Annotated in this window: 11 protein-coding genes; all 11 read right to left on the bottom strand. The window is 68.9% G+C overall.

Annotated features, from left to right (window positions below; translation table 11 throughout):
- A complete protein-coding gene (locus E6O51_RS07155) occupies window positions 1–963 on the bottom strand; it encodes an NHL repeat-containing protein (protein WP_136384282.1) in 963 nt (320 codons plus the stop codon).
- Between the two features lie 20 nt (window positions 964–983).
- Window positions 984–1,958 carry an NHL repeat-containing protein gene (locus E6O51_RS07150; RefSeq protein ID WP_136384281.1) on the bottom strand — a complete coding sequence of 325 codons (975 nt, stop codon included), beginning with the start codon at window positions 1,956–1,958 and terminating at the stop codon, window positions 984–986.
- A gap of 12 nt (window positions 1,959–1,970) precedes the next feature.
- On the bottom strand, window positions 1,971–2,606 hold the full coding sequence (locus E6O51_RS07145; protein WP_136384280.1) for an O-methyltransferase: 636 nt from the start codon (window positions 2,604–2,606) through the stop codon (window positions 1,971–1,973).
- 1 nt (window position 2,607) lies between these two features.
- A complete protein-coding gene (locus E6O51_RS07140; protein WP_136384279.1) occupies window positions 2,608–3,399 on the bottom strand; it encodes an ABC transporter ATP-binding protein in 792 nt (263 codons plus the stop codon).
- A 5-nt stretch (window positions 3,400–3,404) separates the two neighbouring features.
- Complete coding sequence (locus E6O51_RS07135; protein WP_136384278.1) at window positions 3,405–4,244, bottom strand: ABC transporter permease subunit; 840 nt, start codon at window positions 4,242–4,244, stop codon at window positions 3,405–3,407.
- On the bottom strand, window positions 4,241–5,485 hold the full coding sequence (locus E6O51_RS07130) for an acyl-CoA dehydrogenase family protein (protein ID WP_136384277.1): 1,245 nt from the start codon (window positions 5,483–5,485) through the stop codon (window positions 4,241–4,243). The genes E6O51_RS07135 and E6O51_RS07130 overlap by 4 nt, the downstream gene beginning before the upstream one ends.
- Window positions 5,486–5,539: 54 nt before the next feature.
- Window positions 5,540–7,003 (bottom strand): SidA/IucD/PvdA family monooxygenase, encoded by a 1,464-nt coding sequence (locus E6O51_RS07125; protein WP_168735211.1) that lies wholly within the window; start codon window positions 7,001–7,003, stop codon window positions 5,540–5,542.
- Window positions 7,004–7,044: 41 nt separating this feature from the next.
- On the bottom strand, window positions 7,045–7,869 hold the full coding sequence (locus tag E6O51_RS07120; RefSeq protein ID WP_136384275.1) for a nitroreductase family protein: 825 nt from the start codon (window positions 7,867–7,869) through the stop codon (window positions 7,045–7,047).
- 19 nt (window positions 7,870–7,888) lie between these two features.
- Window positions 7,889–8,947: an ABC transporter substrate-binding protein gene (locus E6O51_RS07115; RefSeq protein ID WP_136384274.1), complete on the bottom strand. Its 1,059-nt coding sequence runs from the start codon at window positions 8,945–8,947 to the stop codon at window positions 7,889–7,891.
- A 14-nt stretch (window positions 8,948–8,961) separates the two neighbouring features.
- A complete protein-coding gene (locus E6O51_RS07110; protein ID WP_136384273.1) occupies window positions 8,962–11,151 on the bottom strand; it encodes a TonB-dependent receptor in 2,190 nt (729 codons plus the stop codon).
- Between the two features lie 63 nt (window positions 11,152–11,214).
- Complete coding sequence (locus E6O51_RS07105) at window positions 11,215–12,231, bottom strand: ABC transporter substrate-binding protein (protein WP_136384272.1); 1,017 nt, start codon at window positions 12,229–12,231, stop codon at window positions 11,215–11,217.
- Window positions 12,232–12,241 lie beyond the last annotated feature (10 nt).

Here is a 12,241-nt window from a genome sequence, read left to right as displayed (position 1 = left end):
TCACCGGCGCGCCGCCTCCAGCGGTTCCAGGATCAGCTTGTCGGCGCGCAGCAGGGGGAACAGCACCCGGTTGCGCTTGCGGTCGAAGTTCAGGTCCGCCACGTGGGTGTCCACGCCCGCCACCGTGTCTACGCGCCCGTCCGGCCACACTACGTGCAGATTTTCCGGGCCGGCGGCGAACACCCGCCCGTCCGGCGCCAGGCCGAGGCCGTCGAAGCCGCGGTCGGGCAGGTAGCGCAGGTTCACCTTGCGCCCCGCCGGGTCGAGCTCATAGAAGTGCCCGGCACTGCTCGACGCGACGAGGAGGTTGCCGGAAGGCAGCAGGTCGATGCCGTTGGGCTGGGCCAGTTCGGGGGAGCGGGCGAACACCGAGACGCTGCGGTCCGTGCCGATGCGGTAGATGGCATCCTGGCCGGTGGGCGTCCAGGTGGAACCGTCGCGCTGCCGGCGCGCGCCCGGCGCCAGGGGCTGCTGGCCGTCCGCGGTGCTCAGCGAGAGCTGCCAGCCGCTGTCGGTGACCAGTACCTCCCCCGACGGCAGGGCGACCAGGCCGTTGAGGAAATAGGAGCCGGGCACCGGCACGCTGCCCAGCGGCCTGCCGCTTTCCAGGTCGAACAGGCGCACCACGTTGCCGTGTTCGTCGCCGTTGTCGGCCACGTACAGGACGTTGCCGGCGATCGCCAGGCCCTTGGGCGCATGCAGGGTCACGCCCGGCGCTTGGCCGTCGATCCACTTCAAGGCGATCACCTTGCCGTCCGGCGAGACCTTCGAGATGAAGCCGTTGCCGTCGTTGTCGATGGCCCGTCCGTTGACGTTGGAGAGCAGGTAGACGTCGCGCCGGGTGTCATGGACGACGGATTCCGGCGCGGCAAAGCCGGCGTTCTCGACGACGATGCGTCCCTGCCCCCAGGCCAGCGCGGGCAGCAGCATCGACAGGCAAAGCAGTTTCAGGGCTGTTTTCATGGAATTTCCTCTCGGGGGTTTCACGGGATGCGGGCGACCACCAGCTTGTGGGCGTAGATCAGCGGCAGCAGGATGCGCCCGCGCTTGAGGTCGAAATGGAAGTCGGCCACGTGGGTGTTCAGGTCGAAGACCGGCCGCGAGCCGCCGTCCGGCAGGATCCGGTAGACGCCCTTGTGGTGGGAAACGAAGACCTTGCCGTCGGGCGTCGCGCCCACGCCGTCGAAGAAGCCCTGGTGGGGCAGCGCACGGACATTGGTCTGCTGCCCGTCCGGGGTCAGTTCGTAGAGGATGCCGCCGTTGCTGCTCACCGTGAGCAGGTTGCCGCCGGGCAGCAGGGTGATGCCGTTGGGCTGGCGCAGCAGCGGCGACCTGGCGAAGGTGGAAATTTTCAGATCGCGCCCGATGCGGTAGATGGCGTCCTGCCCGCTGGGGATCCACAGGTTGCCGTCCCATTGGCGCCAGACGTCGGTCCGGCTGCGATTGTCGACGTCCTCCCGGCTGCCCAGGCGCCCCTCGCTCCGCTTCCAGGCGCTGTGGGTGCCCAGCACATCGCCGCCGGGCAGCACGACCAGGCCGTTGGACGAGGCGCCAGGGGCGTGCACCGCTTCCCCCAGCGGCGCGCCGGTGTCCGCGTCGAACAGGCGCACCGCAGCCGGGCCGCCTTCGCCGCCGCCGTCGGCGACGTAGAGCACGCCGTCGGCGATCGCCAGACCCGCCGGGTGGTGCAGCGTGGTGCCGGGGGCGCCGCCGTCTATCCACTTCAGCTGCAGCACGCGGCCGTCCGGCGCAATGCGGGAGATGAAGCCCTTGCCGGCCGGGCCGGACACCAGGCCGTTGATGTTGGAGACGAGGTACACGTCGTTCCTGGTGTCATGCACCACCGATTCCGGTTTGGCGAAGCCGACCTGTTCGACGACGATCTCCACGCCGTCCGTGGCATGGCCCCAGACGGGCAGGGCCAGCCAGGCGGCGATCAGCAGATGGGATGGTTTCATCGCTGCGCTCCGTCAGGCTTCGGCGTAAGCCGGCACCGGGTCGTAGCGGCTGATCTCCAGCCCCGAGCCCACCGGCAGCAGTACGCTGGTGATGCCAGGCTTGGCGCGGACCGCCCGGCCATAGCGCCTGACCTCCTCGTTGGCGGGGCGGACCATGTTGTCGGCGACGACGATGGCGCCCGGATTGAGCTTGGGGTAGAGGATCTCCAGGCTGGGTTCGTAGAGATCCTTCCAGTGATCCACCAGCACAAAGTCCAGCCCCTGGGGCACGTGCGCGAGCAGTTCCAGGGCATCGCCCACGCGGAAGTCGATGTAGGCGTCGAGTCCGGCCTTCGCCGCCATCTCGCGGGCATGGGCCGCCTTGTAGTCGTACAGCTCGATGGTGATGACCCGTCCGCCCGTCGCCCGCGCGGCCTCGGCCAGCCAGATGGCCGAATAGCCGAACGAGGTGCCGAGTTCGAGGATGGTCGGCGCTTCCAGGCTTTTCACCAGCAGGTTGAGCAGGCGTCCCGTATCCAGGCCCACCGCGCGCATCAACTGGTCCTTGCCCTTGCTGTCGCGGATGGCCGGGTTCTCCCGCAGCCGTGTTCTTTCGTCGAGGATGCGGCCGTGGTAAACGTCCAGAACTGCCTGAATCGCATTGTCCATGTCATGTTTCCTGAGTGTTGTGTGGCCTGCGGTCCGCCCCGTCCGCCGATTCGTGCTCCGCGCCGTCCGCCTCGGGCACGCCGAGCAGGGAGAGGAAATGCCGGCGCAGCGTGTCGAAGCGGGCTTCGCCCTGGTGCCGGGGGCGCGGCCAGGGCACCGGCACGTCCTCGGCGATGCGGCCCTGCACCAGGACCAGCACGCGGTCGGCGAGCAGGATGGCTTCGTTGATGTCGTGGGTGACCAGCAGCACCGCCGGGCGGTGTTTGCGCCACAGTTCCAGCAGCAGGGCGTGCATGCGGATGCGCGTCAGGGCGTCGAGGGCGGCGAAGGGTTCGTCGAGCAGGAACAGTTCGGGCTCGCGCACCAGGCCCCGCGCCAGCGCGGCGCGCTGCGCCTCGCCGCCGGACAGGGTAGCGGGGTAGGCGTCGATGCGGTGGCTCAAACCGACCTCGTCGAGCGCCTGCAGCGCCAGTTGGTGGGCGTCGGCGCGGCGCACGCCCAGGGCCACGTTGTGGCGGACGCGCTTCCACGGCATCAGGCGCGGCTCCTGGAACACCGTGGCGGTCGCGGCCGGGGCGTGCAGTTCGCCGCCGTCGATGCGGTCCAGGCCCGCCAGCGCGCGCAGCAGCGTGGTCTTGCCGGAACCGCTGGCGCCCAGCAGGGCGACGAATTCGCCCGGGGCGATCTCCAGGCTGAGTTCGTCGAGCACCTGGTGTTCGCCGAAGCGGCGGCTGATGCGCTGCAGGCACACCGCGGGCGGGTTTGGAGCTGAAACCGGGCTGGGCATGTCCATGGGTCTCACGGGTTGTTGAGGAAGCTCGGCCGCCAGGCCAGCGCCCAGCGTTCCAGGGCGCGCACCAGCACGTCCACGGTGAGGCCGAGCAGGCTGTAGATCAGCAGGCACACCACGATCACGTCGGTGCGGGCGAAATCGCGCGCGTCGTTGGCGAGAAAGCCGATGCCCTGCACCGCGTTGACCTGCTCCACCACCACCAGCGCCAGCCAGGAGCCGCCGAGGGAGAAGCGCAGGCCGACGAAGAAGGTCGGCAGCGCGCCGGGCAGGATCACGTGGCGGATCAGTTCCAGGCGGGTGAGGCCGAGCGTCTTCGCGGCCTCCACCAGCTTGGCTTCTACGCCGCGGATGCCGGAGAACAGGGTCAGATAGATTGGGAAGGCGGTGCCGAAGGCGATCATGGAAATTTTCATCGCCTCGCCCACGCCCAGCCACAGGATGAACAGCGGCACCAGCGCCAGCGAGGGCAGCGTGCGCAGCATCTGCATGGGCGCATCCACGGCGATCTCCCCGGCGCGGGAAAGACCGGAGATCAGCGCCAGGGTGATGCCGCCGGCCACGCCGATCGACACCCCGGCCAGCGAGCGCCCGGCGGACACCAGCAGATGGCCCAGCAGTTCGCCGGAGGCCAGCAGATTCCAGAACGCGCTGCCGATCTGCGAGGGTGCGGCCAGGATGTGGGCCGGCAGCACGCCGGTGCGCGAGGCCAGCTCCCAGATCAGCAGGATGGCCAGCGGGCTGCTGCCGCGCAGCAGGAGCTGGTTCAGCAGCCGCGCCGGCGGGCCGGCCGGCGGTGTCTTGCCGGCGGCTGCCCCGCCGCGGCCGTAGCGCAGCGCCAGCCTCATGGGACCAGGGCCTCGATGCGGTCGGCCTGGGCCGCGCCGTCGCGCAGCGGCGTGACGCGCTTCTGGCCCAGCGCCCGGTTGCCGAGGTTGAGGCGGGTGAGGTGGGCCTGGGGGTTGTGCGCGCGCGCCGCCAGGGTGTCGCGGTGGTAGCGCTCGAAGGCGTTGTCCCGCGAGACGCCGCGGTTGCCGGCCAGTTCCAGGGCCAGGGAGGTGACCTGGATGGCGTCGCGGATGACCGCCAGGCGCGCCACCGAGGCATCGGCCGCCAGGCCGTCGAGGCGCTCGTCGGCGTTCCCCGCGCTGACCGCTTCGTCGTAGTCGCGGCCGATGGAATGCAGCAGCCGGCGCGCGGCGGTCTGCCACACCTCGATCTGGCCGATGGCGTCCTGGAAGCGCGGCAGGCTGGCCAGCGGCGCACCCAGGCTGCCGGGTGCGTGCTCGCGGGCGAAGCGCACGATGTCGTCGCGCGCGGCCTGGGCGATGCCGTGGTATACCGCCGCCACCAGCAGCAGATACCAGATGCCGTCGAAAGGGCTGTTGCGCAGGCCCTCGGCGGTGGGCGCATCGCCGAAGAAGTTCTCCAGCGGCAGCCGGACGTCCTCGAAGATGACGTCCTCGCTGCTGGTGGAGCGCATGCCCAGGGTGTTCCAGGTGCGTTCCACGCGGATGCCCGGGGCGTCGGCCGGCACCAGGAAGAAGCCGATGCGCGGCTCCGCCTCGTCGGTGACGCCGATGGTGCGCAGCCAGCTCAGTCCGTCGATGCCGGTGACGTATTTCTTGTGGCCGGACAGCAGCCAGTGGTCGCCCACGCGGCGCGCCCGGGTGTGGGGCACGGCGCCGTGGGCGAGGGAACCGTTGACCGGCTCCACGTAGGCAGCGTTGATCAGCGCGCCGCGCTCCAGGGAGGAGCGTACCAGTCGGTCGGCGAGCGCCTGGGGCCAGTAGCCGCTCTCGATGGCGATCTGGCCGTGCTGGATGTAGTGCATGGCGAGGATCAGCGCAGTGGCGGATTCGCCCTGGGCGATGGTGCTGACCGCGCGCACAGCGTCCGCCAGGCCGCCGCCCAGCCCGCCCCGGTCGCGCCGGATCACCAGTTGCAGCAGGCCGGATTCGTGCAGGCGGCGGAAGTTGTCCACCGGCAGGCGGCCGTCGCGGTCGGCCGCCGCCGCGCCCTCGGCGAACAGGCGCGCCAGTTCCGGCGCCTTGGCCAGCGCGCTGGCGGGAGTACGTGCATGGGTCATGGTCATTTGTCCTGAAGGGTCGGAGGTGTCGTCCCGGGCCGGTTGGAGCGGGGGTCAAGCGGCCGTCGTGTTGCGCCGCAGCGGCCAGACGGCCTTGGCATAGACGCTGGGATCGGCACCCGCTCCACCCTTGGCGGTGATGCGATCGGCGTGGTGGTCGAGGTCGGCAAAGAACAGGCCGCGGGAAATGCCGCTCAGTAGGCGGGGCAGTTCGGGCATGCTCGGCACATCGCTGAGGTTCTTGCCGCTGCTCAGTGCCGCCGCCCAGTTGTAGCAGTGGATATTGGCGAGATAAGGCGCCTGGCCGGGAATTTTCTCGGTGAATTCGAAACCTTCCCCCAAGTAGGGGTAAAGACCGGCCTCCGGATATTCCTCGCCAGGCCGGGGGGTGTAGCGGTCCTTCCACAGAGCGATGTCGTCGACGATCAGGCTCAGTTCCGGCCGGGAAGCGAGATCAATGCGAAAGCCAGTGCCGGCAATGACGAAATCCAGCGCAAACGGTTCGTCGCCGATCTGGATATGGACCTTGTCGCCGTCCGTCTCCAGCGTCCTCGCCGTGGTATTGAGATGGATGTGGAAGTTCTCGAACGCTGTCGCGCGGTCGATCGAATCGATCGGCGTGGAAGCGCCGGCGCCCTTGCCCAGCAGGTGATAGCGCCAGCGCACGCCGTCGGGCAGGCGATGGAAATGCTCCATCGCCCCCGGTTGCCTGGCGGGCGGAAACGGCCCCGGTGCCGCGCCCGGGGGGCTTTCGGGCTGGTGGTGGATTTCGCCGCGGCGGCTGAACAGGTGCACCGCGCGGGCACCGTTTTCCAGCGCGACGCCGGCCGCGTCGAAGGCGGAGGGGCCGGCACCGACGATGCCCACAGTCTTGCCCTTGAGCAAGGTGAAGTCGATATGTTCGCTGGTGTGCGCCCACAGCGGCTTGGGCAGGGCGCGTATCGCGGCGGGGATGTTGTCCTCCCCGCCACCGCCGAAGCCGGTGGCCAGCACGAGTTTGCGCGTGGTCTCGGTATGCAGCCGGCCGTCCGCCTCGAGATGCAGGCGCAGCAGGCCGTTCTCCAGCGCCTCGATGTCCAGCAGGCGGGTGCCGTGCTGGACCTGCACACCGACGGTGCGCTGGTACCAGGCCAGATAGGCGGCCCAGTCGGTACGGGCGATGCGGGTCAGGGCGTCGAAGGCGGCCGCGCCGTGCTGGGTCTCGAACCAGGCGCGGAAGCTCAGCAGCGGATTGCCGTACTCCGGACCGGGAAGGAATTTGCTGGTGCGCAGCAGGTTCATCCGTGCCGTGGTGGTCCAGATGCCGGCCTCGCCCTCGGGCGCCTGGTCGATGGCCTTGACCCGGGTGATACCCAGGCGGCGCAGGCCATAGACGATGGCCACGCCGGTCTGGCCGCCGCCGACGATCACCGCATCGTGGTCTGCGCCCGGGGTCTCGGGAACCCAGTTGGGCGGCAGAGGCGCGGACCAGCGGAAGGAACGTTCTACATCTTCCTGGAGCTGCTGCAATGTACTCATCTTGGTATCTCGTTCTGGAGGAAGGAAGCGGGCGGCCCGGCTCATTCGACGTTGGTGAAGCCCTGGCGCACGGCGACGATCCTGGTTTCGGGATGCACCGAGGTGCTGTAGGGCTGCACGCGCTCGGTCCAGGTCGTGCCCGGACGGCCGATTTCCCTCCAGTAATCGAGCAGTTCCCGGTCGAAGTCGGCGAGGATTTCCGGGGTCAGGGCGTCCGGGTCGTAGCGTTCGTCGTGGCGGTAGGTGGACAGGGGCAGGCGCGGCTTGAGCACCGGCTTTTCCGGGCGCCGCACGGCGCCGATGGAGATGCCGACGATCGGGTAGGTGAGCGGCGGCAGGCCGAGCAGGTCGATGATGGGCTGCGGGTCGTGGCGCAGCGCGCCGATCGCCACCGCGCCCAGGCCGAAGGAACGCGCTGCGGCGCTCAGGGTTCCCAGGGTGATGCCCGCATCCACGGCGCCGACGGTCCAGCCTTCCAGGCTCTCGTGAACGTGCTGTTCGCGTCCGCCGGCCTTGACCGCGACCGCGGTCTTGTGGAAATCGGCGACGATCAGGATGAACACCGGCGCCTTGGAGGCGGGGTGCAGGCGCAGGTTGGCGTCCGGCGGCGGGCCGCCGTTCAGGCCCAGGCGCTCGCTGGTCTGCCGCTGGTCCTGGGCAATGCCCAGGGCGATGGCTTCCCACAGGCGCCGGAGGGTGTCGGGATCGCGCACCACGACCAGCGATATCTGCTGCCCGTGGCGGTGCGTCGGCGTGCGCCGGCCAGACTCGATGATGGCATCGAGCACCTCGTCGGGGATGGGCTCTCCAGTGAAGTCCCGTTCGCTCAGATGGGAGTGGAAAAGGCGTATGGTTTCGTTCGGCATGGCATGTTTCCGGTAAGCGTTATTGGAGGCCGGCACCGCCCAGCCGGCGGCGGGCGGTTTCCAGCGGGCGGGGGTCGATCCAGTCCTGCACCTGCACCGGCGTGGCGATGAACCGCCAGCGCAGCAGGAAATCGGCGAAGTCCTGCAGCACCGCCAGCGCCTCGGGGTCCAGGTTGGTGCCGACCCGCAGCCCCTCGTCGCCGCCATAGCTCTTCCAGATCCAGTACTCGCTGGTATTCACTTCGCGGGCGGCGATCTGGCGGGCTTCCTGGGGGTGCGCCCCGGCCCAGCGCTCGGCGCGCAGGATCTGCTCGACCACGCTGGCGGCGGTGTCCGGGTGCGTGTCGAGCAGATGGGCGTCCGCGGTCAGCACGATGGGGCTGGCGTTGTTCGAGCGCACCAGCGGATCGGGGTGTTCGCTCAGATCGAACAACACCCGCAGTTGCAGGGCGTGGGCCAGGGAGAGGGCCTGGGCGCCGTGCAGGACGATGGCGTCCACCTCGCCGCGGATCAGGCCCAGCACCTCCGCGTTGTGGCCCGGCAGGCGGCGTGGCCCGAACGCCTGGGTGCCCGGGATGCGATGCACTGCTTCATCGGCGAATTTCGCCCCGACGGGGTAATCCACCAGCTCCACGTCGGCCACGGTGAGCCCGTGCAGCTTCAGTGCGTTCTCCAGCGCACGCAGCGACTGGGCGCGGATGAAGTCGATGGGCTGGTTCTCCCAGCGGGCCACACCGAAGCGCTTGCCGCGCAGCCCGGCCACCGACTCCAAAGTGGAATCCGGGCCGGCCAGCAGCAGCAGGCTTTCCCGCGTGCTGGACAGTCCCAGCAGACGGGTCTCCCGCCCCGTGGAGCGGGCCCAGATGGCCGGGCTGGAACCGCCGTAGCGCACGGAGTTCTGCAGGTTGTGGTCGAAATGCGAGGCGCGCACCACCGGATCGGACGATTCCTTCAACGAACGGATCGCCGTGCCGTCGGCCGCCAGGCGTTCCTCGATCCAGCCATGGTGCATGGCCACGCCGAAGCTGGTGGGCACGCCGCAGCGGGTGTACCACAGGGTTTCAGGAGCAGTGCTCATCGTCCCGTTCCCCCTCAGAAGTCGTAGCGCAGGCTGGCGACGATGGTGCGTGGAATGTCGTAGGCATTGGCCTCGATGCCATACAGCGGCGTATAGGTCTTCTGCAGCACGTGGTCCTTGTCGAACAGGTTGCGCACCCGCAGGCCGGCGGTCCACTGGCCGCCGGGGAAGCGGTAGTCGGCGCCGACATCCCAGTTGGTCCGGCTGGGTACCTTGTGCGGCACGGTATTGGCCGGGTCGCTCCACTGCTCGGAGATGTACTGCACCGAACCGAACAGGCTCAGTTCCCCGCCGTTGGCGGTCGGGAAGGTGTAGGTCAGCCCGCTGGCGGCGGTGATCTTGGGCGCGAAGGGCAGTTCGTTGCCGGTGTAGTCGCCCGCCGCGCTGCCGGACGGATTGAGGAAGTCCTCGAACTCGGACTTCAGGTAGGCGAAGCTCAGATTCCAGTCCAGCCCCCGTGCCAGGCGGGCGCGCACTTCCACTTCGGTGCCGTAGGTCACCGCCTCGCCGGCGTTGGTTAGCACGGTCCCTTCGTACAGCACGCCGCCCAGGGTGGGATTGGCGACGGTGGACAGGTAATCGGTGTATTTGTTGTGGAACAGCGTGGCGTTGACCTGTAGGCGGCGGTTGAAAAGGCTGCTCTTGATGCCCAGTTCGTAGGCGGAGACCTCTTCCGGTTCCGCGGCCACCGTGGCGGTCTGCGGCGTGCCGGCGCTGCGGTTGTGCCCGCCGAACTTGGCACCCTCGGTGTAGCTGCCATAGACGAAGACATCCGGCGTCCATTGGTAGCCCAGGGTCAGGCGCGGCGTGACGCCCTCGGAACGCTTCTTCAGCCCTTCCACCCCGACGGTCTGGGTGATCGGATCGAGATTCGCGTCCAGCCGCCAGGCGTAGGCGTCGTATTCCTGCTCGCTGTACCAGTAGCGCGCGCCGGCGGTCAGTGTCCACTGGTCGTCGAAGCGGTAGTCGATTTGGCCGTAGAGCGCGTGGTCGTCGGTGTCGAACACCGTGATCCGGCGGCTGCGGTTGATGGTGACGCCGTCGGTGCTGGTCTTGCTGATGTTGTCGTTGTGCAGGTATTCGCGCGAGAACACCAGGCCGGTAGTGTAGGAAAGCTGCTCGCTCAGATCGCCCAGCAACTGGAATTCCTGATAGAAGATGCGCTGGCGCCAGGTCTGGTCCGCATCCTGGGAGACGCGCGGCAGGCCGCCGTGCTCCATGCGGCTGGGGTCGTGCATCCAGTGGCGCCAGCCGGTGATCGAACGCAGGCTTGTGTGATCGTTCAACTCCTTGGTGATGCGCAGGTTGAGCCCGTTGCGCTCCAGGCGGCCGTCCAGGTCCATCAGCGAATAGGTGTCGCGCGGCTCGCGAGCACCCCAGTTGACCGGGCTCTTGGTGCCGTTGTCCGACTTGTCCAGCAGGCTGTCGATGGACAGCACGGCGTCCAGATCGTCGCTCGGCGTCAGGCGGAACTTGACCCGCGCCTGGGTGACGTCGGCGGAATACACTTCGTCTCCGGTGGTGCGGTTCTTGCCGAAGCCTTCGTGCTCGCGGTGGGAGAAGGCCAGGCTGGCCGCCAGCACGCCTTCCTTCAGCGGGCCGGCGAAATAGCCGCGGGTCTCGTAGGTCTCATGGTTGCCGACGCCGGCGGAAACCCAGCCCACCTTCTCGTCGGTCGGGTCGATGGAGATGATCCGCACCGCGCCGGCCGAGGAGTTCTGCCCGTACAGGGTGCCCTGGGGGCCGCGCAGCACCTCGATGCGCTCCACGTCGGGCAGGTCCCACTGCCCGGCGGCGCCGGCGCGGATCAGCGGCACGTCGTCCACATACACGCCCACCGCCGAGGTGTAGCCCATGTTCAGCGTGCCCACGCCACGGATGATGATGTTCGACTGCTGGTTCGAGGCCCCCTTGTAGAAGGTGACGCCGGCGACGTTCTTCTCGATGTCGAACAGGTGGTTGAAGCCGCTCTTCTCCAGCTCGGCCTGGCTGATGGCGCCGACCGACAGTGGCGTTTTCTGCAACTCGGTTTCGCGCCGCTCGGCGGTGATGGTGACGACCTCCAGTTCCTCCCTGGCCTCGTCGCCGGCCGAGGTGCCCTGGGCGTGAGCCAGTGCAGGGAGGGCGAGCAAGCCGGCCTGGATCAGCACGGGGAGACGCTTGTGGCGCAAGGGCGGATGGTTGCGGATCGTGGAAGGTTTCATGACGTACTCCTGTAATGGATGGGGTCGATCGGTCGGGTCGTGCAATCGGGTGGGGGTGCCCGTTCAGGCGCGGAGCAACAGGGCTTCGAGCCTGTCGTCCCACAAGCGGTCGAGGTCGGGCAGCGCGGGAATGGCGCCGGTTTCGTGGAAGGCCCGGGCCACGGCCGCCAGACGGCTGCGGCCTTCGTCGCTGCCGAGGATGGCGGTGGGCCGTGGCCGCGGGCGGTGCTTGAGGATGAATTCCACCGGCAGGCCGTAGAGATCGCCCAGGCTGGCCGCCCACACGTCCTCGTGCTCGTCCAACCAGTGCCAGGTCTGCTGCAGGCGCAGCAGGTAGTCGGCGACGGCGCGGGTCTTGAGCGGATCGTCCAGCACGCTACGGTGCACCGCGGGGGACGAACCGTTGTTGCGCGCGAACTCGGGAAAATGATCGCCTCCCACCAGCAGTTCGCCGCCGCCCTGCTCGATCTGCCAGCTCGGCGCGAACATGCCGGCCAGCACCACGTCGATGTCGCCGGCCAGGAAGGCGGCGGCCGAATCGAGCGCGCTCAGCGCCACCGGGCGGATCTCGTCGAGGCCGATGCCTTCCTGCTTGAGCAGTTCGATCAGCAGCAGGTGCAGCGGCCCGCCGCGCATGTAGGCCACCCGCTTGCCGCGGATCTGCGCCAGGCTGGCGATGCCCGCGCCGCGCCGCACGTAAACCTTGAAGGCAGCCGCCTCGAAGCCGACGAAGCCGGCCAGACGCACGGGAGAGCCGGCGGGCAGGAAGACCGAAGCGATGTTGGATTGCAGGCCGAAATCGTAGGCTCCGGCATTGAGCGCCTCGGCCCCCAGCGACGCCTGCCCCAGACGGACCCGGCGCAGCCGGTAAGGCGTGCCGTCGACCCCGGCTTGGGGGAAGAAGCCGTCGTCGCTGCCTTTCATGTCTGAAACACGCAGCGTGATCCTGGCCAGTTCGCCGGCCTTCGCCATGACCTGGCGGGCCGGCAGGCCGAGGGCCAGCAGGGACAGGGCGAGGGCACCGTTCAGCATCCGCCGGCGCTCCCGGAGCGCAAAGGGGACTTTCGTGTCGAGGCTCATGCGTGTTCCT

Source organism: Pseudothauera rhizosphaerae (assembly GCF_004801305.1).
GTDB lineage: Bacteria > Pseudomonadota > Gammaproteobacteria > Burkholderiales > Rhodocyclaceae > Pseudothauera > Pseudothauera rhizosphaerae.
Note: the sequence above shows the minus strand (reverse complement) of the source record. Positions and strands in the feature narration are given on the sequence as shown.